Source organism: Streptomyces sp. NPDC002467 (assembly GCF_042889825.1).
Classification (GTDB): Bacteria; Actinomycetota; Actinomycetes; order Streptomycetales; family Streptomycetaceae; genus Streptomyces.
On sequence record NZ_JBIARJ010000024.1, the window covers coordinates 26,834 to 48,409 of the forward strand.

Annotated in this window: 23 protein-coding genes; 8 read left to right on the forward strand and 15 right to left on the reverse strand. The window is 74.1% G+C overall.

The annotated features are described in order from the left end of the window. Positions 1-170: 170 nt before the first annotated feature. The 5 genes from ACFYYJ_RS35515 to ACFYYJ_RS35535 form a co-directional block, all read right to left on the reverse strand. The gene (locus ACFYYJ_RS35515) at positions 171-863 is read right to left on the reverse strand and encodes a DUF4191 domain-containing protein (RefSeq protein WP_385134060.1); all 693 of its coding nucleotides are present in this window, start codon (positions 861-863) and stop codon (positions 171-173) included. Positions 864-872: 9 nt separating this feature from the next. Beyond that, the gene (locus tag ACFYYJ_RS35520; RefSeq protein WP_376661931.1) at positions 873-1,070 is read right to left on the reverse strand and encodes a hypothetical protein; all 198 of its coding nucleotides are present in this window, start codon (positions 1,068-1,070) and stop codon (positions 873-875) included. A gap of 192 nt (positions 1,071-1,262) precedes the next feature. Continuing rightward, positions 1,263-2,213: a lipoyl synthase gene (gene lipA / locus ACFYYJ_RS35525; protein ID WP_385134063.1), complete on the reverse strand. Its 951-nt coding sequence runs from the start codon at positions 2,211-2,213 to the stop codon at positions 1,263-1,265. A 108-nt stretch (positions 2,214-2,321) separates the two neighbouring features. Further along, complete coding sequence (gene lipB / locus ACFYYJ_RS35530) at positions 2,322-3,146, reverse strand: lipoyl(octanoyl) transferase LipB (RefSeq protein WP_385366329.1); 825 nt, start codon at positions 3,144-3,146, stop codon at positions 2,322-2,324. Positions 3,147-3,189: 43 nt separating this feature from the next. Then, positions 3,190-3,546, reverse strand: coding sequence for a hypothetical protein (locus ACFYYJ_RS35535; RefSeq protein ID WP_389138317.1), 357 nt, complete (start codon positions 3,544-3,546; stop codon positions 3,190-3,192). A 173-nt stretch (positions 3,547-3,719) separates the two neighbouring features. Between ACFYYJ_RS35535 and ACFYYJ_RS35540 the strand changes: the two genes are divergently transcribed. Next, a complete protein-coding gene (locus ACFYYJ_RS35540) occupies positions 3,720-5,180 on the forward strand; it encodes a regulator (protein ID WP_385366331.1) in 1,461 nt (486 codons plus the stop codon). A 52-nt stretch (positions 5,181-5,232) separates the two neighbouring features. Here the strand turns inward: ACFYYJ_RS35540 and ACFYYJ_RS35545 are convergent, their stop codons facing one another. The 3 genes from ACFYYJ_RS35545 to ACFYYJ_RS35555 all read right to left on the reverse strand — a co-directional run bounded on the left by ACFYYJ_RS35545 (position 5,233) and on the right by ACFYYJ_RS35555 (position 8,448). Next, positions 5,233-6,492, reverse strand: coding sequence for an FAD-dependent oxidoreductase (locus tag ACFYYJ_RS35545; protein WP_389138319.1), 1,260 nt, complete (start codon positions 6,490-6,492; stop codon positions 5,233-5,235). Between the two features lie 167 nt (positions 6,493-6,659). Next, positions 6,660-7,547 (reverse strand): TIGR01777 family oxidoreductase, encoded by an 888-nt coding sequence (locus ACFYYJ_RS35550; RefSeq protein ID WP_385134076.1) that lies wholly within the window; start codon positions 7,545-7,547, stop codon positions 6,660-6,662. Positions 7,548-7,779: 232 nt separating this feature from the next. Continuing rightward, positions 7,780-8,448: a VIT family protein gene (locus ACFYYJ_RS35555; protein WP_385129149.1), complete on the reverse strand. Its 669-nt coding sequence runs from the start codon at positions 8,446-8,448 to the stop codon at positions 7,780-7,782. 193 nt (positions 8,449-8,641) lie between these two features. On the opposite strand from ACFYYJ_RS35555, the gene ACFYYJ_RS35560 reads away from it, so the two are divergent. Beyond that, a complete protein-coding gene (locus ACFYYJ_RS35560; RefSeq protein WP_385129075.1) occupies positions 8,642-9,730 on the forward strand; it encodes a PP2C family protein-serine/threonine phosphatase in 1,089 nt (362 codons plus the stop codon). Positions 9,731-9,850: 120 nt separating this feature from the next. Here ACFYYJ_RS35560 and ACFYYJ_RS35565 read toward each other — a convergent pair whose 3' ends face one another. Further along, the gene (locus ACFYYJ_RS35565) at positions 9,851-10,102 is read right to left on the reverse strand and encodes a hypothetical protein (RefSeq protein ID WP_385129076.1); all 252 of its coding nucleotides are present in this window, start codon (positions 10,100-10,102) and stop codon (positions 9,851-9,853) included. A 106-nt stretch (positions 10,103-10,208) separates the two neighbouring features. Here ACFYYJ_RS35565 and ACFYYJ_RS35570 point away from each other — a divergent pair, with 106 nt between their 5' ends. After that, positions 10,209-10,580: an ArsC/Spx/MgsR family protein gene (locus ACFYYJ_RS35570; RefSeq protein WP_385129077.1), complete on the forward strand. Its 372-nt coding sequence runs from the start codon at positions 10,209-10,211 to the stop codon at positions 10,578-10,580. Here ACFYYJ_RS35570 and ACFYYJ_RS35575 read toward each other — a convergent pair. Next, entirely contained in the window at positions 10,566-11,390 is an 825-nt protein-coding gene (locus tag ACFYYJ_RS35575) for an alpha/beta fold hydrolase (RefSeq protein ID WP_389138322.1), read from the reverse strand. The two genes, ACFYYJ_RS35570 and ACFYYJ_RS35575, sit on opposite strands and share 15 nt — an antisense overlap. 63 nt (positions 11,391-11,453) lie before the next feature. Here ACFYYJ_RS35575 and ACFYYJ_RS35580 point away from each other — a divergent pair, with 63 nt between their 5' ends. Continuing rightward, complete coding sequence (locus tag ACFYYJ_RS35580; RefSeq protein WP_385365958.1) at positions 11,454-11,906, forward strand: MarR family transcriptional regulator; 453 nt, start codon at positions 11,454-11,456, stop codon at positions 11,904-11,906. Next, a complete protein-coding gene (locus ACFYYJ_RS35585) occupies positions 11,903-13,276 on the forward strand; it encodes a PLP-dependent aminotransferase family protein (protein ID WP_389138324.1) in 1,374 nt (457 codons plus the stop codon). The genes ACFYYJ_RS35580 and ACFYYJ_RS35585 overlap by 4 nt, the downstream gene beginning before the upstream one ends. Before the next feature lie 293 nt (positions 13,277-13,569). Here the strand turns inward: ACFYYJ_RS35585 and ACFYYJ_RS35590 are convergent, their stop codons facing one another. Continuing rightward, the gene (locus ACFYYJ_RS35590; protein ID WP_385365960.1) at positions 13,570-14,031 is read right to left on the reverse strand and encodes a GNAT family N-acetyltransferase; all 462 of its coding nucleotides are present in this window, start codon (positions 14,029-14,031) and stop codon (positions 13,570-13,572) included. 214 nt (positions 14,032-14,245) lie between these two features. Next, complete coding sequence (locus ACFYYJ_RS35595) at positions 14,246-15,043, reverse strand: alpha/beta fold hydrolase (RefSeq protein WP_389138327.1); 798 nt, start codon at positions 15,041-15,043, stop codon at positions 14,246-14,248. A gap of 204 nt (positions 15,044-15,247) precedes the next feature. Between ACFYYJ_RS35595 and ACFYYJ_RS35600 the strand changes: the two genes are divergently transcribed. Next, positions 15,248-15,802 carry a hypothetical protein gene (locus ACFYYJ_RS35600; RefSeq protein ID WP_389138329.1) on the forward strand — a complete coding sequence of 185 codons (555 nt, stop codon included), beginning with the start codon at positions 15,248-15,250 and terminating at the stop codon, positions 15,800-15,802. A gap of 40 nt (positions 15,803-15,842) precedes the next feature. Here the strand turns inward: ACFYYJ_RS35600 and ACFYYJ_RS35605 are convergent, their stop codons facing one another. Continuing rightward, the gene (locus ACFYYJ_RS35605) at positions 15,843-16,760 is read right to left on the reverse strand and encodes a Gfo/Idh/MocA family protein (protein ID WP_385365963.1); all 918 of its coding nucleotides are present in this window, start codon (positions 16,758-16,760) and stop codon (positions 15,843-15,845) included. 269 nt (positions 16,761-17,029) lie between these two features. Here ACFYYJ_RS35605 and glnII point away from each other — a divergent pair, with 269 nt between their 5' ends. Beyond that, positions 17,030-18,049 (forward strand): glutamine synthetase, encoded by a 1,020-nt coding sequence (gene glnII, locus ACFYYJ_RS35610; protein WP_385365962.1) that lies wholly within the window; start codon positions 17,030-17,032, stop codon positions 18,047-18,049. Between the two features lie 524 nt (positions 18,050-18,573). Further along, complete coding sequence (locus tag ACFYYJ_RS35615; protein WP_389138331.1) at positions 18,574-19,179, forward strand: winged helix-turn-helix domain-containing protein; 606 nt, start codon at positions 18,574-18,576, stop codon at positions 19,177-19,179. Between the two features lie 84 nt (positions 19,180-19,263). Here the strand turns inward: ACFYYJ_RS35615 and ACFYYJ_RS35620 are convergent, their stop codons facing one another. Both ACFYYJ_RS35620 and ACFYYJ_RS35625 read right to left on the reverse strand, forming a co-directional pair. Next, positions 19,264-20,733, reverse strand: a complete 1,470-nt coding sequence (locus tag ACFYYJ_RS35620; RefSeq protein WP_389138334.1) for a PepSY-associated TM helix domain-containing protein — start codon at positions 20,731-20,733, stop codon at positions 19,264-19,266. Positions 20,734-20,810: 77 nt separating this feature from the next. Further along, positions 20,811-21,539 (reverse strand): hypothetical protein, encoded by a 729-nt coding sequence (locus ACFYYJ_RS35625; RefSeq protein WP_389138336.1) that lies wholly within the window; start codon positions 21,537-21,539, stop codon positions 20,811-20,813. Between the last annotated feature and the right edge of the window lie 37 nt (positions 21,540-21,576).

A 21,576-nucleotide genomic window follows, 5' to 3' on the forward strand; every position in this document is an offset into this window, starting at 1 on the left:
GCTTTTGTGCCCCCCCCCCGCCCCCGCCCCCACCCCCCCCCCCGCCGCCCGGTACATGCCTCTATAATACCCCGCCCCCCCCCCCCCCCCCCCGGGGCCCCCCCCCCCCCCCCCGGCGGGGGGGCCCGCCCCTGTGTCGTATACGAAAATCAGGTCAACGGCTGGGCGGGTCAGCGCGGTCGCTGGCCCTTCGCGCCGCGCCCGGGGATCGGCCCCTTCGGCAGCGGCATGTTCGACATCAGGTCGCCCATCGCGCGCAGCTTGTCGTTGACCTGGGTGATCTGGGGGCCGGCCAGGACGCGCGGGAGCTTCAGCAGGGTGGTGCGGACCTTCTTCAGGGGCACCTCGCCCTCGCCGTTGCCCACGATGAAGTCGTGCACCGGCACGTCGGGCATGATGCGGGCCATCTTCTTCTTCTCGTTCGCGAGAAGGAGCTTCACCCGGTTCGGGTTGCCCTCGCCGATCAGCACGACGCCGGCCTTGCCGACGGCCCTGTGGACGATGTCCTGGCTCTTGTTCATCGCGATGGCGGGGGTGGTCGTCCAGCCCCGGCCCACGTTGTCCAGTACGGCCGCGGCCGCGCCCGGCTGGCCTTCCATCTGCCCAAAGGCAGCCGCCTCGGCCCGCCGTCCGAAGACGATCGCCATCGCGAGGAACGCCACCAGGAAGCCCAGGATGCCCAGGTAGACCGGAGCGTCGATCAGGAAGCCGATCGCGAGGAAGACACCGAAGGTGACGATTCCCACGCCCGCGACAATGAGACCGACCTTCGGGTCGGCCTTGCGCGTCATCTTGTACGTCAGGGCGATCTGCTTCAGTCGCCCGGGGTTCGCAGCAGTCTCTGCGTTTGACTTCCTCGCCATACAGCGAGTTTACGTGGCCTGCGGGGTGCGGGTCGCCGCGGCCTCAAGTACGTGTTCGGTTTCGACGCGGTCCTTGGCCCGGCGCCGGTCTTCGAGGACCGCCGTCCAGGCGTTGCGGCGGGCGCCGCTCATCAGCAGGGATTCGAGGCCCCGGAAGGCGTCGGACAGGGTCGGGATGGCGATGGCGCGTACGGGCGCGGCCTGCATGGTGTCGATCCCTTTCACGGTGCCGGTGTGTGCGGTCTGTGGATCCAGCGTCACTGACTGGTGTTACCAGCGCATGACCGGCGGGTCAATCGTGACGAAAGATTGACGCGGCCCGCCGGACTCTCCCTCGAAGAAGAGCCTAGGGGCCGCGTCGATGCGGTGTTACCCGTTAGTAGCTGTCTGTGCGCGAGTTCACACGCCCGAGGCGCGCTTCTCCATCGCCTGGGTGTAGAGGCGTCCCGCCCGGTACGAAGAACGGACCAGCGGGCCCGACATCACGCCCGAGAAGCCGATCTCCTCGGCCTCCTTCGCCAGCTCGACGAACTCGTCCGGCTTGACCCAGCGCTCGACGGGGTGGTGCCGCGGCGAGGGCCGCAGGTACTGGGTGATGGTGATGAGCTCGCAGCCGGCCTCGTGCAGCTCCTTCAGCGCCTCCGAGACCTCCTCGCGCTCCTCACCCATGCCCAGGATCAGGTTGGACTTGGTGACGAGACCGTACGCGCGGGCCTGGCGGATCACGTCCAGCGAGCGCTCGTAGCGGAAGCCGGGGCGGATCCGCTTGAAGATGCGCGGCACCGTCTCGACGTTGTGCGCGAAGACCTCGGGGCGGGAGGCGAAGACCTCCTCCAGCAGCTCCGGGACCGCGTTGAAGTCGGGGGCCAGCAGCTCGACCTTGGTGTGACCGGCCTCGCGGCCCGCCGTCTGCTGGTGGATCTGGCGCACGGTCTCCGCGTACAACCAGGCACCGCCGTCGGCCAGGTCGTCGCGCGCGACGCCCGTGATGGTGGCGTAGTTCAGGTCCATCGTGACGACCGACTCGCCGACGCGGCGGGGCTCGTCACGGTCCAGGGCCTCGGGCTTGCCCGTGTCGATCTGGCAGAAGTCGCAGCGCCGGGTGCACTGGTCGCCGCCGATGAGGAAGGTGGCCTCGCGGTCCTCCCAGCATTCGTAGATGTTCGGACAGCCGGCCTCCTGGCACACCGTGTGCAGTCCTTCGCCCTTCACCAGGGCCTGCATCTTGGTGTACTCGGGACCCATCTTCGCCCGGGTCTTGATCCACTCGGGCTTGCGCTCGATGGGGGTCTGGGCGTTACGGACCTCGAGGCGCAGCATCTTGCGTCCGTCGGGTGCGACTGCGGACACGACCGGCTCCCTGTGACTTCGATTCTTCGGCGCCCACCAGGGTACGCCCGTAATTCGTACGCTCTTACGTCCGGCCAACCCACGGGGGACCAGGCGCATTCCCCTCGGCTAGCCGCCGAGCGCCGGCTCGATCTCGCGGGGCTTCGGTTCCGCGTGCTCCAGTACGTCCTTCAGGTGACGTTCGACGACCGGGAGCACCTCGGCGATGGTGACCTCCCGGCCCAGTTCGTACGAGAGCGAGGTCACACCGGCGTCGCGGATCCCGCACGGGATGATCCGGTCGAACCAGGCGTTGTCGGGGTTCACGTTGAAGGAGAACCCGTGCATCGTGACGCCCTTGGCGACGCGGATGCCGATGGCGGCGAGCTTGCGGTCCTCGCGGCGCTGGCCGGCGTTGGACGGGGCGTACTCGGGACCGTGCAGCCGGGCGTCGAACTCGTCGTCCCCGGTGCGGGGGTCCACGGCGGGCGCGGCGAGGTCGAGGGTGAGGCCGCCGAGGCCGCCGGGCTTCGGGCGGTCCTCGATCGGGTCGCCCAGCACCCAGACCCCGGAGCGGCCCTCGATGCGGGTGGTCTCCAGGCCGAATTCGGCGGCGGTGCGGATCAGGGCCTCTTCGAGGCGGCGGACGTGTGCGACCACGTCCACCGGGCGGGGCAGCTTCATGATCGGGTAGCCGACGAGCTGGCCCGGGCCGTGCCAGGTGATCTTGCCGCCGCGGTCCACGTCGATGACGGGGGTGCCGTCGAGCGGGCGCTCGCTGGGGTCGGTGCGCCGACCGGCCGTGTAGACCGGCTCGTGCTCCAGCAGCAGGCAGGTGTCGCCTGTCTCGTCGGCGAAGCGCGCCGCGTGCACCCGGCGCTGTTCCTCCCAGGCCACGGTGTACTCGACGGACTCCGGCCCGAAGCCCAGATGGACAAACCCAAGCTCAGCCACCGCAGCGCCTCCTCGTTGAACCTGCTGTGTGCACCTATCGCACTCAGCAAGGGTACGGCGGCCCCGCGGGCGGCTCGGCGGGGGTCGTCGACGGGGACTGCGGCAGGGTCTGCGGCAGCGCCTGGGGCGGGGCTTCCAGCGGAGGCCACGGCAGTTGCCTCGGCCTGCGCCGGCCCTTCTGCGGACGGTCCGGGTCCTCGTCCGCGCGGGGCAGCCGCCGGTGGCCCTCGGAGTGGTCGTTGACCCAGCCGCACACCCCGCACGCGTAACGGCCGTCGAGCCCCGCGATGTAGGTGCCGCAGCGCCTGCACTCGGCCTCGGTCAGCTCGGGCGGAGGCAGCGGAGCGGTGGATTCGGGTCGCTCCTCGGGGAGCTGAGCCCGGTGGGGCCGGCGGGTCATGGGCCGCAGCCTATGCGGACGGAGGGGGTCAGTCCGTAAAGGGCCCTACCCATTCTGCACACGATCGGATGAATGTAGGGCAGAGAGGGCGGTGTGAGCGGAGTTCGCCGCTACATTCACGCCGTTCACAGGGCCGGGACACCGGTCCGTCACCCCAGGAGACCGTGGAGCCGATGACGGAACGACCTGCCCAGCGTGTCCCCAACCGGCAGCTCGCGGCGCTGATCGCGGAAGCCGGGTTCTCCAACGCCGGGCTAGCCCGCCGCGTCGACCAGCTCGGCCTGGAGCACGGTCTCGATCTGCGGTACGACAAGACGTCCGTGACCCGGTGGCTGCGCGGGCAGCAGCCGCGCGGGACCACCCCGGCGCTGATCGCCGAGGTCTTCACCCGGCGGCTCGGGCGGCGGCTGTCCGCACAGGACCTGGGACTGGACGCGTGCGCGCCCGTGTACGCGGGGCTGGAGTTCGCGGCCACCCCCGAGGAGGCGGTGGACATCGCCAGCGGACTGTGGCGCAAGGACTCCGGCTCGCACGCCGAGCTGCGGAAGATCGCATTCACCCCGGCCGGGCTGGTCGTGCCCAGTCGGGACTGGCTGATCGGGCGGGCCGACGAGCGGGTGGGCCGCGGCGCGGAGACGGCGGCCGCGGCCGCCGCCGCGGCGGCGGCCCGCGTGCCGGTCCAGGGCCGGGCCTCGGTGCCCCGGCAGCGGCAGATCGACCGGGGGCCCGGGCAGCGGGTGACGGCCGGGGACATCGCCGCGCTGAGATCCGTGGGCGAGCTGTTCCGCACCCTGGACCACGCCTACGGCGGCGGGCACGCCCGCCAGGCGCTGGTGCGCTACCTGGAGCACGAGGCGGAGCCCATGCTCCGCGGGACGTACGGGGAGACCACCGGGCGGCGGCTGTTCGCGGCCGCCGCCGACCTGACCCGGCTCGCGGGCTGGACCTCGTACGACATCGCCGCGCACGGCCTCGCCCAGCGCTACTTCGTGCAGGCGCTGCGGCTCGCGCAGGCCGCGGGCGACCGCCCGTACGGGTCGTACGTGCTGGTCACCATGAGCCGGCAGGCGGTCTACCTGGGCCACGGCCGGGAGGCGGTGCAGCTGGCCCGCGTGGCCCAGCAGGGCGTCGGCTCGGGCCCGCCGCCGGTGGTGCAGGCGCTGCTGCACTCGGCGGAGGCCCGCGGGCACGCGGTGCTCGGCGAGGTGCGGGCGGCAACGGCCTCGCTGGTGCGGGCGGAGCGGGCGCTGGGCGCGGCCCGACCCGGGGACGACGTGCCGCACTGGGCGCGGGACTACGACGAGGGGCAGCTCGCGGACGAGTTCGGGCACTGCCACCGGGACCTCCAGCAGTACCGGGCCTCGGCGCAGCACGCGGAGCGCTCGCTCCAGCTGCGGTCGGCGGGGTTCGCGCGTTCACGCCTGTTCTGCCGGGTGGTGCTCGCGACGGCCCGGCTGGGGCTGGGCGAGCTGGACCAGGCGTGCGCACTGGGCGCGGAGGCGGCGCAGCAGGCGATGGAGATGCGGTCGGTGCGGGCGGTGGAGTACGTACGGGACTTCGAGCGGCGGCTGGAGCCGTACCGGGACGCGTCGGCCGTGCGGACGTACCGGGACCGGGTGGCCGCTCTGTCCTGACGCGGTGCGGGCCCGGCCCCCGGGTGGGGGCCGGGCCCTGGCCGAGTGGTTCTCAGGCCGCCACCGGTAGCGCGGGCCGGTCGGGTGCCGGGAGCGGGATGCCGAAGTCGCGCAGGACTGCGGCGCCGGCGCGGCGGGCCGAGCTCAGGGCGCCCTGGACGGTGTTCGTGTCGCGGTGGTCGCCGCACACGTAGAGCCCGGCCAGGACCCGTACCGGGCGCCGCGGGTCGCGCGGCGGCGGCATGGCGGGGACGGCCTCCGGGGTGTGGTGGACGGCCAGCAGCTCCCAGTCGCGGGTGGCGCGGTCGTAGAGCCGGGCGAGGCGCGAGGCGACCGTACGGGTGGGCGGCGGCGGGCCGAGCACGGTGGTGGTGACCAGGCTCCGGCCGGCCGGGGCCCGCGTCGGGTCGACCGCGCTCATCACGGCGGTGTGGGAGACGGGCCACTCGGGGTCGCCGTCCAGGAGGAGCGAGCCGTCCCAGGGCAGGGGTGCGGTGGTGGCGTGGTGCAGGACGGTGACCTCGTGGAACGCGGGCACGCGCAGGCCGGGCAGGAGCTCGGCGGCGGCGCGGGCGCCGGTGGCGAGGAGCACGGAGCGGCAGGTGAAGTCGCCGTGTTCGACGGTGGTGACCAGGTTCGTGGCGACCGAGCGGACCCGGACGCCGGTGCGGACGGTGCCGGGCGGCAGGGCGGCCGCGAGCAGGCCGGGCAGGGCGGCCGCGCCGCCTTCGGGCACGGCGAGGCGGCCGCGGGCGAAGGTGCGCAGGGCGAGGTCGGCGACCCGGCTGGAGGTGGTGAGTTCCGGATCCCGGAGCAGGGTGGCGAGCAGGGGCCGGAGCACTCCGTTGACGGTGCGCGGCGGCAGGCCGCGGGAGCGCAGGGCGGCGAGGGCGGTGCGTTCGGGCCGGGCGAGGAGCTTCTCCTCGGGCAGGGCGGCGAGCCGGCCGAGGGCCGCGCTGAGCCGGGCCTGGTCGAGCGAGCCGCTGGCCAGGGCGCGGGCGGGGGTGAGGGCCCCGGCCCGCAGCTGCTTCCCGTCCGTGTGGACCAGCACCCCGGGCGCGAACGGGCGCAGGGTCAGGTCCTCCAGGCCGGGAGTGCGTTCGAGTTCCGTGTACGAGGTGTTGAGCAGCTGGCCGATCCGGTCCAGCCGGAAGCCGTCGGCCGACACGGTGGCCATCCGGCCGCCGGGGTCGTCCGCGGACTCCAGGACGGTGACGGTGACCCCCGCTGCGATCAGGTGGTGCGCGGCCGCGAGTCCTGAGACCCCGGCTCCTACGATGACTACGTCTGCGTGGTTCGAGCTGCTGAGCACGTGCCCCTCCCCGAGGTCGGCGCGGCTGTGTGGGAATCCTCCTTCCCCCAACCGGCTCCAGGGGAACCCGAGTTCGGCGTGCTATTACGGTCGGTTCCGGTCGCACGGCGGTCGCATCCGGGTCACGAACGGTCGCACACGGTCGCACGCGCCGCGGAGCAGGCCGTTCAGAGCGCGGCGCGGATGGCGTCCTCGATGCCGGGGTCCCGGAACTCGAACCCGGACTCCAACAGCCGCTTCGGGCGCGCCCGCTGACTGCCGAGCACGTCCGAGGAGAACTCCCCCAGCGCGACGCGCAGCGCCACGGCGGGCACCGGCAGCACTGCGGGCCGGTGCAGCACCCGGGCCATGGCGGCGGTGACCTCGCGGTTGGTCAGTGGCTCGGGGGCGGTGAGGTTGACGGGGCCTTCGAGGGAGGGGGTGTCGATGACGTGGCGCAGGGCCGCGACCTCGTCCCTGAGCGAGATGTACGACCAGTACTGACGCCCGTCGCCGAGCCGGCCGCCGAGGCCCGCCTTGAAGAGGGGGAACATCCGCCCCCAGGCCCCGCCCTCGCCGGCCACGACCAGTCCGGTACGGGCGAACGCGGTCCGGACCCCGGCCGTCCGGGCGGGCTCGGCGGCGGCCTCCCACTCCACGCAGACCGAGGGCAGGAACCCCGTCCCGGCGGGCGCGCCCTCGTCCACGACCCGGTCGCCGGTGTCGCCGTAGTACCCGACGGCGGACCCCACGACGAACACCCCCGGCGGCTCGTCGAGGGCGGCCACGGCCCGCGCGAGGGCGGCCGTGCCGAGGACGCGGCTGTCGCGGATCTCCTTCTTGTACGCGGCCGTCCAGCGGTGGTCGCCGACCCCGGCCCCGGCGAGGCCCACGACGGCCCCGCACCCGGCGAGCCCGGCGGGGTCCACGTGGCCGCGCGCCGGATCCCACCGCGCCTCGTCGGCGGCGGCGGGCTCGCGGCGCACGAAGCGGACCACCTCGTGCCCGTCCTCCCGGAGGGACCGCACGAGTGCACTGCCGATGAGCCCGGTCGAACCGGTGACTGCGATGCGCATGCGGCCCATCCTGCCGCGTCGCTGAGCCCGCTGGGCACATCTCCGCCGCCCGGCCGCGCCGTGCCCTGGGGCTCCGCCCCGGACCCCGCTCCTCAAACGCCGGAGGGGCTGGATTCGGCTGATGCCGTCTGCCACCCGAGCCTCGCCGGGCGACATCCCCAGCCTCGCCAGCGTTTGAGGCGCGGGGTCCGGGGCAGAGCCCCGGGGCCGGGCGGCAGCCCGGTTCGGCCGGTCACGTGGTGGTGCCCAGCCAGGTGCCCACCGCGTAGGTGACGGCCATCGCCAGCGCGCCCCCGCCGACGTTGCGGGCGACCGCGCGCACCACCGGCGCCCCGCCCAGCCGTGCGCTCAGCACCCCACAGAGGGTGAGCGCCACCAGCACCGACACCACCGTCACCGGCACCCGCGCCGACGGCCCCGGCAGCAGGATCGCCAGCAGCGGCAGCAGCGCGCCCACCGTGAAGGCGACGAGGCTCGCGAAGGCCGCGTGCCACGGGTTGGCCAGTTCGTCGGGGTTGATCCCCAGCTCCACCCGGGCGTGCGCCCGCAACGCGTCCCGTTCCGTCAGCTGCTCGGCCGCCTCCCGCGCCACGTCCCGGCTCAGCCCCCTCTCGGCCAGCAGGTCCGCGAGTTCCTCCAGCTCCGCCTCCGGTTCCTCCGCGAGCTCCCGGCGTTCCATGTCGAGCGCGGCCCGTTCGGAGTCCCGCTGCGAGCTGACGGAGACGTACTCGCCCGCCGCCATCGACAGCGAGCCCGCCAGCAGTCCGGCGACCCCCGCCGCGAGGATCGCCGAGCGCGAGGTGGTGGCCCCGGCGACGCCGACCACCAGGCCGGCGGTGGAGATGATCCCGTCGTTGGCACCGAGCACACCCGCGCGCAGCCAGTTCAGCCGGGTGCTCATCTCCCCGCTCGTCGAGCCGCCGCCCGTGCCGTGCGCCTCGATGTGCGCCTGGGTCGGGGTCTTCCCGGAGCTCGTGGCGTTCCCGGAGCCGTCGTTTGCCGTCACGCCACCACTGTCGCGGCAGCCGCTCCGCCGGGCCACCCGGCGGACGGTCCGGGGTGCGCGGGGCCGGCCCCCGTACCAGGGTGGAGTTGTGAGACGCGGACGCGAGGATCCGGGTTGGCTGCGCGGCGAGGCACCGCCGCGCTGGGCCAGGCTCGCGCCCGTGGTGGCCCTGGTCGTGCTGGTGCTCGCCCAGCGGATCACTCCGGGCGACGTGGAGCTCGGGTTCTTCCTGGCCGGCCTGCCCCCGGTGGCCGCCTTCGCGTACGGCCCGGCCGGGACCGCCGTCTTCTCGGGCATCGTGCTCGTGCTGCTGGGTGCGCCCACCCTGGTCACCGCGCACCCCCAGGGCACCGACCTGGCCACGGTGGCCGCCGTGGGGCTGCTCAGCGTGGTGATCTCCTGGGTGCGGCGGCGCCGGGACGCGCAGCTGGTCAGCGTCCGGACGGTCGCGGAGGCGGCCCAGATGGCCGTCCTCCCGCCCGTCCCGGAGCGGGTCGGCGGGGTGCGGTGCGCCGGCCTCTACCGGGCGGCGCAGCGCGGCACCCTCGTCGGCGGCGACCTGTACGACGTACGGGCCGGTCCGTACGGGGTGCGGGCGCTGATCGGGGACGTGCAGGGCCACGGGCTGGCGGCGGTCGGCACGGTGGCGGCGCTGCTCGGGGCCTTCCGCGAGGCTGTGCTCGACGACAAGGAGCTGGCGGCCGTCGCGGCGCGGCTGGACCGGCGGCTGCTGGCGGACGCGGAGGCGGACTCCTCCGCGCAGGCCCCGGAGCTGTTCGCGACGGCCGTGCTGTTGGAGTTCCCGCCGGGGCTCGACCTCGTACGGGTCGTGTCCTGCGGGCATCCGCCCGCACTGCGCGTGCGCGGGGCGGAGGTGGCGGAGGTGGAGGTGGAGCCCGGCCCTCCGCTGGGCCTGGGGCTCGCGGGGCCGGCCCCGCCGACGGTGTCGGAGCTGCCGGTGCGGCCCGGGGACCGGCTGCTGCTGCACACCGACGGCGTGACGGAGGCCCGGGACAGGGCGGGGCGTTTCTACCCGCTGGCCGCGCGGGTCCCCGTACTCGTACGCGACCCGGACGGTCTGGTCGAAGCCGTCTGGCGGGACCTGTCCGCCTTCACCGACGGCGGTCCCCCCGACGACGTGGCGCTGCTGCTCCTGTCGCTCGACGGCCCCGCGTGACCGAGCCGCCGTGACCGAGACGGCACACCCGTCACCCGTCACCCGTCACCTGTCGCCGGCGCCGGCGCGCCGGGTCTCCCTCCCGGCGGGCCGGCGCCCGCGAAACCGGGCGAAGCCGGCTCACGCAGCCTGGATGAACGCCCGCACCATCCGGCAGGTGACGTTGGACGGGCGGTGGATCCCCGTCCGGACGGCCATCGTCCGGATCTTCCGGTTGGTGGCGCGACGTGCGTCGTACGTCCCCGAGTCGAGCAGGGATATCGCCAACCGCATCGCCTTCAGACGGCGGTTGTGGCTCTCGTACCACTCGCGGGGCAGGCCCGCGGGAAGCGGCTTCTTCTTGACGTTCTGAATGGTCATGGCAGTGGCCATCTACAGCCTCCCAAACGGTAGTTGGCTTCCTGTCGTTCTCCCTGAATTTTACCGGGGACCACTGACAAAAACCCTGGCCGGGCAGGCCCTGGATAGGCTGGGCGCCATGGAGATCTGGATCAATCCCGCCTGTTCCAAGTGCCGCAGCGCGCTGACCCTGCTGGACGCGGAGGGCGCCGACTACACCGTGCGCCGCTACCTGGAGGACGTGCCCTCCGAGGACGAGATCCGCGAGGTCCTCGGCCGCCTCGGGCTGGAGCCGTGGGACATCACGCGCACCTCCGACCCCCTGGCCAAGGAGACCGGCGTACGGGAGCTGCCGCGCGAGGAGACCGACGAGGCGCGGGAGCGTTGGATCGCGCACCTGGCCGCGCACCCGAAGCTGATCCAGCGTCCGATCATCACCGCCGAGGACGGCACCGCCGTGGTGGCCCGCTCCGAGGAAGCGGTCCGCGACGCGCTCTCACGCAAGGGCTAGGGCGAGCTCCCCGGGCGCCGTCAGCGGCAGCGCGTGGTGCGAGACCCCCGGCAGTACGTCGATCCGCGCGCCCGGCAGTGCCAGCCGTGCGGCCCGGGCCGCACGGGCGGCGTCGTGGCAACGGGCGCGCTCGGCGAACAGGACACGGACCGGCAGCTCCGCGAGCCCGGCCGGCTTCGGGCGCGGCCCGGTGACGGGCCGTGCGACGGGAAACCCGGCGACCTCGTCCTGGAGCCGCAGCCAGTCCGCGGCCGGCACGGCCCCGCCGGCCTCCCAGGCGAGGAAGGAACGGATCCGGCGCGGGGTGGGCCGCACCAGCATGGGCAGCGCGCGCAGCACGTACCCGAGCCGCAGTCCGGTGAACACCCGAGTCGGGTCGACCAGGACGAGGCGGCCCAGGCGGTCGGGCCGAGCCGCCGCGTAATGGGCGGCGATCCAGGCCCCGTACGAGTGCCCGGCGAGAGTCACCGGACCGCCCCCACCGTCCGGACCGAGCCCGTCGAGCACGGCGTCGAGCCAGTCGACCAGATCCCCGACGCCCCGGATCGCCCGCCCCGGCGCCGGAACGCTGAGTCCGGGCTCCCCCATCAGGTCCACGGCGTGCACCCGGTGACTGCCGACGAGCCCGGCGGCGCAGGCGCCCCACACCGTGGACGTGGCACCGCCGCCCGGGAGCAGCACCACCGGCGGGGCGTCGGCGGGACCGCAGCTGTTGACGCGGGTGACCCCGTACGGAGTGGGCGCTTCCACGCCCTCGACCGGCGCGGGCCACCGCCCGAGCACCTCTTCATAAGCAGCACGAAACGACAAGGCAACCGCTCCAATACCTCACTGGGCGATAATCTCGCTCAACGAGACACCCTAGGAGGCGCCATGCCCGACGACAACCTTCAACCGGTCCACCTCCTACGGGCCGTGGCCGTCGAATTCGGTCTGCGCCAGGCGGAGTTCGCCGCCCGCAACGGCATGCACCCCACCGACGTGCGGGCCCTGATCTGCCTGCTGGACGCGGCCCGCGCGGACGAACCGGCCACGGCGGGGCTGCTCGGCGCCCGCCTCGGCCTCAACTCGGCGGGCACCACCTCCCTGATCGACCGTCTGGAGCGACTCGGCCACGTCGCACGGATCCGCGACGACCGCGACCGGCGCCGGGTCCTGCTGCGCGTGGAACCGCGGGCGATCCGCCTGGGCCAGGACTTCTTCGGCCCCCTCATCGACGGGCTCCTCGACGTACTGGACTCCCTCGACCCCACCGAACGGGACACCGTGCGCCGCTTCCTGACGGCCGCCCACACCGTCTTCACGACCCGCGAGCCGGGCGCGTGACCGGCACCGACCTGCATCTGGAGCTCCCCGCCACGGGCGCCCGGCGCACCGCCCTCGCCCAGGCCCTGCGGGAAGCCGTGCGCACCGGCCGGCTGGCCGCCGGAACTCGACTGCCGCCGTACCGGACGCTCGCCGTCGACCTGGGTCTCGCCCGCAACGCCGTGGCCGACGCCTACGCCGAACTGGTCGCGGAGGGCTGGTTCACCGCCCGCCAGGGCTCCGGCACGCGCGTCGCCGACACCGCGGCGCCGCGCACCACGCCGACCACCACCGTCGACCCCTCCCCCTCCGCCCCGCGCCACGACCTCCTCCAGGGCAAACCCGACCCCGCCTCCTTCCCCCGCGGCGCCTGGGCCGCGAGCGCCCGGCGGGCCCTGGCCGACGCGCCCACCGAGGCCTTCGGCCCCGGCGACCCCCGGGGTCGCCCCGAGCTGCGGCGAGCCCTCGCGGCCTACCTCTCCCGGGCTCGCGGCGTCCGCACCGACCCCGCCAACATCGTCGTCTGCTCCGGCTTCGCGAACGGCCTGCGCCTCCTGGCGTCCGTCCGCCCCCGGGACTGGGCCGTCGAGGCGTACGGACTCCCCTTCCACCACGGGATCCTCGAAGCCGCCGGAGTCCGGGCCCACCCGCTCCCGCTCGACGAGGACGGCGCCCGCACCGACGCGCTCCCCTCCCGGGCCCGTACGCTGCTGCTCACCCCGGCGCACCAGTTCCCCACGGGCGGCCGGCTGCTGCCCGCCCGCCGCGCCGCCGCCGTGGAGTGGGCCCGCGGCACCGGCGGCCTCATCGTCGAGGACGACTACGACGGCGAGTTCCGCTACGACCGCAAGCCGGTCGGCGCCGTCCAGGGCCTGGCCCCCGAGCACGTGGTGTACGCGGGCTCGCTCAGCAAGAGCCTCTCCCCCGCGATCCGCCTGGGTTGGCTGGCCCTCCCGGACCGCCTGCTCGACGAGGTCCTGGCGGCGAAGGGGCTCCGGGAGTCCTGGGCGAGCGCCCTGGACCAACTGGCCCTGGCCGACTTCATCGAATGCGGCGCCTACGACCGCCACGTCCGCCGCATGCGCAAGCGCTACCGCCAACGCCGCGACCAACTGACCACCGCCCTGGCGGCCGACGCCCCGCACCTGCGGGTGACGGGCATCGCGGCGGGCCTCCACGCCGTGGTGGAACTCCCCCCGGGCCGCGAGACCCCCACCCTGGCGGCGGCCCACGCGGCGGGCCTGGCCCTGGACGGCCTCTCCTCCTACCACCACCCGTCCGACCCGACCCCACCCCGCGAGGGCCTGGTCATCGGCTACGCGGCCCCGCCGGACACCGCCTTCACCCGGGCCCTGAACACGCTGTCCGAGGTGCTCGGGGGTGTCCGGTAGGGGCGGGGCGTACGGGTCACGCGCGGTCGGGACTCCTCCCCCCACACCCCGCCCCCAACTCGGCGGCTGCCCACCCACCACACACGGCGGTACACACGAGCCGGGGCCTGCCCCATGCGGCGGGGGTGCGGTGGTCGGGGCGCCCCGGTCGGTCGGCGCGGCAAGACTCCGGGTGACCGCCGCTCGGACACCCCGGCCCGAACGACCAAAGTCCCTTCCCACGACGCCGCCCTGCGGGCGCGGCCCGCGGGGGGGGGGGGGGGGAGAGAGAGAAGTCCCGCACCCACGTGCCCCTACCGCACCCGCCCCGGCGCCATGTCGTAGGTCACCCACATCGTCCGCGTGGCCACCTGGTCGTACTTGGCCCGCGCACGGTGGTTGTCGTCGGCGGTGATCCACCGCACCACGCTCCAGCCCCGCTCCTCGGCCAGCTCGCGCAGGGCCCCGAGCAGCAGGTCGGCGGCGCCCGACCCCCGGTGCTCCGGCGCCACGAACAGGTCGTCGAGGAAGCAGCCGACCGTCGCGGACAGCGGGCGCGCGAAGGGGCGGTAGTGGGCCAGGCCGAGGAGCCGGCCTTCGGCGTCCTCCGCGACCAGGGCCCCGACCTCGTGGCCGGGGTCGTTCACCCACGACCACACGGTCTCGGCGGCGGCCTCCGTCTGCTCCACCCGGTAGAAGTCGGCGTAGCCCCGGTAGAGGGCCCGCCACTGCGCGAAGTCCTCGGGTCGGGCGGCGCGGACGTGGATGTCGGACATGCGGGAACCCCCGTGATCGGCAACTCGGCAACTCGCCAACTCGGCGAAGACATCACCGATCATGCGCCGGCGGTGCGCGGCCCGGGAGCACCCGCATCGCGCCGCACCGTCGAATCCCCGCAGGCCCGCACGCCACCACGGACCTTGCCGCTCAGAGCCCCCAGCCCGCTCGCCCCGGTCACACCGCCCGCACCGCTCACACCGCTCACACCGCTCACACCGCCAGGAACTCCGAGAGCAGGCCGCCCAGCACATCGGGACGTTCCAGATGCACGTCGTGCCCGGCGCCCGGGACGCTCACGGCCAGGGTGTCCGGCCTCCGCCGCAGCATCTCCTCGGCTTCCCGCCCGTCGACGATGCCGTTCTGGCCGATGACGGCGAGGGTCGGGCAGGCGACCCGCCCCCACTCCTCCCACCAGGAACGCCGGGCGTTCTCCTCCAGCGAGCGGACCATCGTGCCGGGGTCGAAGCGCGGCCACCATCCGTCGTCGCGCCGCTCCAGTCCGGCCGCCCACCCCTCGCCGACCGGTCCGCCGCCGAGGAAGGCGACGGCGTCCTCCCGCGCGGGGAAGGGCCGGGGCCAGGAGTCGAACCATCCGCCGATCTCGGCGAGCATCTCCGGCTTCCCTCCGCCCGGTCCGGCCTCGACGAGCGCGAGGGCGCGGACGCGCTCCGGGTGCGCGGCGGCGGCGAGCATGGCCGTATGACCGCCCAGCGACTGGCCGACCAGGGCGAACCGGCCCAGCTCCAGCCGGTCGGCGACCGCGAGGACGTCCGCCACGTACGCGGCGCGGGAGACGTCGGCCGGGTGGCGTTCGCTGCCCCCGTGGCCCCGCTGGTCGACGGCGACGACCCGGTGACCGGCGCTCAGGTGCCTCGCCGCCGCGTCCCATTCACCGGCGTGGCCGGCCAGTCCGTGCAGCAGGACCACCGCCGGCCCGTCCCCGCCCCAGTCCCGGCAGGAGAGCCGCACCCCGTCCCGCACCACGGTCCGCTCACACCAAGTGATCATGCTGCCGACCCTACGCAAGGAGTACCGGACGGACCAGCGCCCACCTGGGCACGGGCCCGTCCGGTACCCCCGGCACCCGACGCCGACTTCGAGCGCGTACGGGTGATCGGCTCCCCGGCGGTCACCCACCTGACGTACCGCGCCCCGGACGCTCGTAGGGTGGCGAGACAGCGAATACGGACGAACCGCACCAAAGGACCCGCCGTGACCGAGCCGACGCCCCCGACTCCGCAGCCCGACCCCGAGCCCGAGCCGCGTCCCCACTCCCCCTTCCCCCCTCCCCGGCGCGGGGCCGACTGGATGTTCGGCGGGGTGTACGGGACCGTGCTGGCCAGTGCGCTGCTCGCCGCGCTCGACCAGCAGGGCGACGAGTACACCCCCTTCTACGACGCCAGCTGGGTCCTCGTGACGGCGGCCGCCGCCGGCCTCGCGCACGGCTATTCCCACCACATGACCACCCACCACCGCGGCTCCGCCGCCCACCGGTGGCACGCGCTCGTCCGGGCGCTGTGGAACGAGTGGCCGATGATCGTGGCCACCCTGCCCACCGTGCTGCTGCTGATCGCGGCCGGGATCACGGGCTGGGACCGCTCGGGCGTGACCGCCGTCGGACTCGGCCTGAACACGGCGCTGCTCTTCGCCTGGGGCTCGTTCGTGGCGCTCCGGGTCGGCTACCGGCTCGGCTCGGCGCTCCTCATCGGCCTGGCCGACGCCACGATCGGCCTCGTCATCATCGTGGCCAACGCGGTCATCAAATAGGGGACGCCCCCGACAGGGGACGCCCCCGACCCCGACGGACTCAGCCCGGGAGCTGCGCCTCGGCCTCCGCCAGGATCTCCGTCAGTCGCGCCCCGAACTCCGCGTCGCGCGGATCCGGTACCCCGGTGCGGCCCGCCGTGAGCAGCGCGTCCAGGGCCCGCCCGTACGCGCCCGGTACATCGCTCCAGCCCGGCAGCGCGTACACGCCCTCGGTGCCGCGCAGTTCGAGTCCCACTCCGGCGGCCTCGCGCGGGGCGCCCAGGCTCAGGACGGCCGTGCTGGCCGCGCCGGAGGCGTGCCGCAGGGCCAGTTGGACCACGTCGGAGGGGCCCCGGGTGGCGCTGACGGCGGTGACGTCGCCGAGGACCGGGATCAGTACGGACAGCGCGTGCGGGCCCACGTCCCAGAGCCCGCCCTTCTCCTTGCGCCACGGCGAGTCGGCGTACGCGCTGGGCGTGCCGTCGGGCGGGAAGACGGCGCCGAGCCAGTGGGCGGCCGCGGTGAACCAGCCCTCCCGTCCGGCCTGCTCCTCGACCCAGCCGGCGGTCGGCTCGGCGAAGCGCAGCGTGAGGAAGACGACGGAGGCGACCCGGTGGCGCGCCACCGCGTCGGCGACGGCCCGGGCGTCCGCGACGGTGGTCGCGACGGGTTTGTCGAGCAGCAGGTGGCAGCCGGCCGCGGCGGCGCGCACGGCGAGCGGGGCCTGGACGTCGGGCGGCAGGGCGAAGGCCACGGCGTCACAGTCGGCGAACAACGCGTCGGGGTCTTCGTACACCTTCACGCCGTACTCGGCCGCCAGCTCGGCGGCGGCATCGGGCCTGCGGCCCCACACTCCGGCGAACTCGGACCCGGCGTGCGCGGCGAGGGCGGGGGCGTGCGTGCGGTGGGCCCAGGGGCCGGTGCCCAGCAGCCCGACCCTGGGGCGGGGGTCCTGGACCGAGCTCAAATCAGACGAAATGCTCACGGGCCCAGTCTGCCCCACGCGGCACCCGACCCGGTGCCCACCCGTCGCCCACCCGTCGCCCACCCGGACGGACGCCCGGCCTCCGACCGGCTTCCGTCCCGCACAGCCCACCCGACCTGCGGCGCAAACCTCGGTAACACGGGGTTCACACACGGGCAACGGAAGGGAAATCGCGGGCGGGCACGCTGCGGTCATCACCGCAGCGCAGCAATGAAGCAGAGCAGCGGCCGGCAGAGCACCCGCAGAGTCTGAGGATGGGGCCCGTGAGCTACAAGGCTGAGTACATCTGGATCGACGGCACCGAGCCGACGGCGAAGCTTCGCTCCAAGACGAAGATCCTGTCCGACGGCGACGCGCTGCCGATCTGGGGCTTCGACGGATCGAGCACGAACCAGGCCGAGGGCCACGCCTCCGACCGCGTGCTCAACCCGGTCTTCTCCTGCCCGGACCCGATCCGCGGCGGCGACAACATCCTCGTCCTGTGCGAGGTCCTGAACATCGACATGACCCCGCACGAGTCGAACACCCGCGCGCTGCTGCGTCCGGTCGCCGAGAAGTTCGCCGGGCAGGAGCCGATCTTCGGCATCGAGCAGGAGTACACCTTCTTCGACGGCGTCCGCCCGCTCGGCTTCCCGGTCGGCGGCTACCCGGCCGCGCAGGGCGGCTACTACTGCGGTGTCGGCTCGGACGAGATCTTCGGCCGCGACATCGTCGAGAAGCACCTGGACCACTGCCTCGCGGCGGGCCTGAGCATCTCCGGCATCAACGCCGAGGTCATGCCGGGCCAGTGGGAGTTCCAGGTCGGCCCGGTCGGCCCGCTGGAGGTCTCGGACCAGCTGTGGATCGCCCGCTGGCTGCTGTACCGCACCGCCGAGGACTTCAACGTCTCCGCGACGCTGAACCCGAAGCCGGTGAAGGGCGACTGGAACGGCGCCGGCGCGCACACCAACTTCTCCACGAAGGCGATGCGCGAGGACTACCGCGCGATCATCTCCGCGTGCGAGGCGCTGGGCGAGGGCAGCAAGCCGCTCGACCACGTGAAGAACTACGGCGCGGGCATCGACGAGCGCCTGACGGGTCTGCACGAGACCGCCCCGTGGAACGAGTTCAGCTACGGCGTCTCGGACCGCGGCGCCTCGGTCCGCATCCCGTGGCAGGTGGAGAAGGACGGCAAGGGCTACATCGAGGACCGCCGCCCGAACGCGAACGTGGACCCGTACGTGGTGACCCGCCTGATCGTGGACACCTGCTGCACGGGCCTGGAAAAGGACGGCCTGGTCTGACCCCCGGGTCCCCGACCTCCGGTTCCCGCACCACCCTCCTGACGACGACGCCCGCCGAGCCCTCGTGGCCCGGCGGGCGTCGTCGTCCCCGGGGAACGGCCGAAGTCGGGCCGCGGCGGGTCGAGAGCCGGTCGAGAGAGGACGAGGGCCGGCCAGGACGGGCGAGGGGCATTTACCCGGAATTCATGGGGTGTTGGCAGTCGAATTTGAGATTCCGATCCACGACGTGAGACGGGGCCTGCCCCCGGGGGCGGGGTTCTGCTTGAATGGGGCCATGGCCAGCCATTCGTACACCTCGTACACCTCGTCGGGTCGCAGCGACCTCGAGCCGTTCTGGCCGTCCCGTCAGGACCACGATTTCGACCGGGTGTGTTGCCGCGCGAAGAACGCGCCGGCCCTCTAAAGCCTCCGGGATCTCCCACCTGAGCCGTCCCAGGCCTTCGGTCTGCGCGGAACGACACCGATGACGTACGCCACTACGCACGTCTCCTGCCGATTCCTCCGCGTGAAAGAGCTGACCACTCATGGCTAACACCCGTTCCCTCGTCTCCGCCTCGGCCTCCGCCTCCGCTGCGACCCCCCTGTCCTATCCCCCCAGTCCGCGCCACCGGCTGCGCGCCGTGGACCGGAACGAGGTGGCCCGCGTGGCGGATCTGCTTCCGCCCGGCGCCACCTGGCTCCCCGCGCCACAGCACACCCTGCCGACCCTGCCCGGGCAGCCGCCGATGATCGGGTACCTGGTGCTCGTGCCGGCGGACCAGCAGCCGCCCATCGCCTTCGCCCCGCACGCCGTGGCGGGCCCGGCGCCCTCCTTCGCCCCCGACGCGGACGCCGACCGCGGCGCCGACGACGCCCTGGTCCGCATCGACTCGGCGCAGCGCACGGCCGCCGTCGACGGGCAGGTGCTCGACCTGACGTACCTGGAGTTCGAGCTGCTGGCGCACCTGGTGAAGCACCCGCACCGGGTGCACAGCCGCGACCAGCTGGTGACCACGGTCTGGGGCTACGGGCACGTCGGCGACGGCCGCACCGTGGACGTCCACATCGCCCGCCTGCGCCGCAAGCTGGGCGCCGCCCACCGCAACACGATCCAGACGGTCCGCCGGGTGGGGTACAAGTACGCCCCCTGACCGGCCCGTTGAAACGGGGCGGCCACGCGTGCGGGCCCGTACCCCCTCCGAAGCGGAAGGGGTACGGGCCCGCGGCGCGTCAGCTCACTCCGCGGCGGCCACCGCCGCCCGGCCGCGCCGCGCCGCGACGAGGCCCAGGGCCACGTCGATCACCAGGAACGCCACCAGGCTGATCCCGAGCAGCGGGACGAACCAGCCGACCACCGCGGTCACCGCGACCAGCGGCAGCAGCACGGTGACCGGCAGCTTCCGCCAGGCTCCGCGCGGCTGGGCGCGGCCGACGGACAGCCCGCGGTCCTTCGTCGGGCGGCGCAGCCACCACATCCGGTAGCCCCAGAAGACCAGGAACATCACGGCGACGGCGAGCGCGGCCAGTGCGATCTGGTTGACGAGCCCGAAGGTCTTGCCCATGTGCAGGTCGATGCCGAAGCGGGTCATCTTCGCGAGCAGCGGGTAGTCGGCGAAGCGGAGTTCGTCGATGACCTTGCCGTCGGCGGGGTCGATGGCGACCGCGTCCAGGTGCACCGGCACCTGCTTGTCCTGCTCCTTGACGACGTACCCCTTGCCCTTGGCGGGCAGGGTGATCCGCAGCTCCTCGGTGACCCCCGCGGCGCGGGCGGCGGCCACGGCCTTGTCGAGGCCGATGTCCGCGGTGGGCGGCATCGGCATGTCCATCTGCGTGCCGTCGGGCATGACGTGGCCGGCGTGCTCGTCGCCCCCGTCGGCCGCGCCGGCGCCCGGCTTCAGCTTGGCGGAGACGCTGGGGGTGGCGCCGCCGAGGCGGTCCTGGAGCTGCCCGATGTTCTCGCCGGCGTACTTCGACCAGGTCAGACCGGTGGCGGACAGTACGACGAGCCCGGCGACGGACCAGAGTCCGACGACCCCGTGCCAGGACAGGGTGCGGCGGCGGCCGGTGGCCGTCCGGTCCGGGAGGACGAGTTCGGCCCGGCGCCCCCGGCGTCGGCCGATCCACAGGGCGAGTCCGCCGAGGGCGACGACCCACATCCAGCCGGCGGCCATCTCGCTGTAGTTCCGGCCGAACTCGCCGAGCTGGAGGCTCGCGTGGAACTCGCTCAGCCAGGCCCGCAGCGGCAGCGCGTCACCGGAAGTGGCGAGCTGCCCGCGCACCTCGGCCGTATACGGGTCGACGAAGACGGTGAGGGTCTCGCCCTCGGGGAGACCGGGCTTCTCCATGATCACCCGGGTGGTGGCCTCCGCGTCGGGCCCGGGCCACACGGATACGACCTCGCCCTCCGGCGCGGCGCCCTTGGCCGCCTCGACCTGGGCGCTGAGCGGCAGGGTGCTGTCGCCGACCTTGGAGACGGTCAGCTCGTGGGAGTAGAGGATCTTCTCGGCCTGCCAGGAACCGGCGTACAGCAGCCCGGTGGCGGCGGCGAGGAACAGCAGCGGGGCGATCAGCAGCCCCGCGTAGAAGTGCATGCGCAGGAGCAGCGGCCGCAGGGCGGCCCAGCCGCCGGGGCGCTTCTTGGGTACGGCGGTGGTGTCGGGGTCGGCGTCCGGGGTGCGGACGTCCTGGGCCTCGTCGAGGGACATGTGGGTCCTAGGGGTTGGCGAAGACATGGGGAAGGCGGCCCCGGGTCTCGCCTCCTCCTCGCCGAGGAGTGCGCCGGTCAGGCGCGGGCAGGGTGGCCGGGGGCCGTGGTGCTGAACGCTCGGTACGCGGGCGGCCCCCGGCGCACCACGGCGTGGGCGTGCAGGGCGCCCCGCAGCCTGCGCGGTCGCTCGGACCGGGGCCGGAGGACGGGTGGCGCGGGCGGGGCGGCCACCCGGGCCGCCGCGAGGGCGAACGCGCGGGCGAGCGGCCGGGCCGCGTGCAGTGCGGCGGCGCCGAGGGCGCGGGCCAGCCGGAAGACCGCGGCCTCGCCCCGGGCCAGCCAGGCGGCGCAGAGCAGCCCCGCGAGCACGTGCGCGGCGATCATCCCGACGCCCCCGTGCCCGGCCATGTCGGCCATCCCGGCCATGGCGCTCGTGTCGGCGGCGGCGTGGGCCGCGGAGCCCATCGCCCCCATGTCCATCCCGGACATGTCCATGCCCGCACCCATGTCCGGCATGTGATGGTGCACGGGCCCGGGTGCCGGCATCGCCGCCTGGCTCCCGGAGAAGACGAGGTGCAGCACCCCCTGCACGGCGAGCACCGCCGCGCCGATCCCGACGGGGCCCCGGCGTCGTCCGGTGGCCGTCCAGGCGAGCCCGCCGGTCACCGCGAAAGCACACAGGAGCCCTGCGAGGGAGATGTCCGTACCGGACATGTACGAATGCCCCGCAGCACCCAAAGCGACGCACATCGCCGCGAAGGTCGCGGCTCGCGTGGCGCGCATCGGCGCGGGGGTCATGGACATGGCCGGGATATGTTCGCACGGGGCCCGGTGCCGGCCG

What these genes read in the sequence shown, in the direction of transcription:
- ACFYYJ_RS35515 (WP_385134060.1), bottom strand. Translation starts at nt 863, where the DNA reads ATGGCGAGGAAGTCAAACGCAGAGACTGCTGCGAACCCCGGGCGACTG.
- ACFYYJ_RS35520 (WP_376661931.1), bottom strand. Translation starts at nt 1,070, where the DNA reads ATGCAGGCCGCGCCCGTACGCGCCATCGCCATCCCGACCCTGTCCGAC.
- ACFYYJ_RS35535 (WP_389138317.1), bottom strand. Translation starts at nt 3,546, where the DNA reads ATGACCCGCCGGCCCCACCGGGCTCAGCTCCCCGAGGAGCGACCCGAA.
- ACFYYJ_RS35540 (WP_385366331.1), top strand. Translation starts at nt 3,720, where the DNA reads ATGACGGAACGACCTGCCCAGCGTGTCCCCAACCGGCAGCTCGCGGCG.
- ACFYYJ_RS35550 (WP_385134076.1), bottom strand. Translation starts at nt 7,547, where the DNA reads ATGCGCATCGCAGTCACCGGTTCGACCGGGCTCATCGGCAGTGCACTC.
- ACFYYJ_RS35555 (WP_385129149.1), bottom strand. Translation starts at nt 8,448, where the DNA reads ATGAGCACCCGGCTGAACTGGCTGCGCGCGGGTGTGCTCGGTGCCAAC.
- ACFYYJ_RS35565 (WP_385129076.1), bottom strand. Translation starts at nt 10,102, where the DNA reads ATGGCCACTGCCATGACCATTCAGAACGTCAAGAAGAAGCCGCTTCCC.
- ACFYYJ_RS35570 (WP_385129077.1), top strand. Translation starts at nt 10,209, where the DNA reads ATGGAGATCTGGATCAATCCCGCCTGTTCCAAGTGCCGCAGCGCGCTG.
- ACFYYJ_RS35580 (WP_385365958.1), top strand. Translation starts at nt 11,454, where the DNA reads ATGCCCGACGACAACCTTCAACCGGTCCACCTCCTACGGGCCGTGGCC.
- ACFYYJ_RS35590 (WP_385365960.1), bottom strand. Translation starts at nt 14,031, where the DNA reads ATGTCCGACATCCACGTCCGCGCCGCCCGACCCGAGGACTTCGCGCAG.
- ACFYYJ_RS35595 (WP_389138327.1), bottom strand. Translation starts at nt 15,043, where the DNA reads ATGATCACTTGGTGTGAGCGGACCGTGGTGCGGGACGGGGTGCGGCTC.
- ACFYYJ_RS35615 (WP_389138331.1), top strand. Translation starts at nt 18,574, where the DNA reads ATGGCTAACACCCGTTCCCTCGTCTCCGCCTCGGCCTCCGCCTCCGCT.
- ACFYYJ_RS35620 (WP_389138334.1), bottom strand. Translation starts at nt 20,733, where the DNA reads ATGTCCCTCGACGAGGCCCAGGACGTCCGCACCCCGGACGCCGACCCC.
- ACFYYJ_RS35625 (WP_389138336.1), bottom strand. Translation starts at nt 21,539, where the DNA reads ATGTCCATGACCCCCGCGCCGATGCGCGCCACGCGAGCCGCGACCTTC.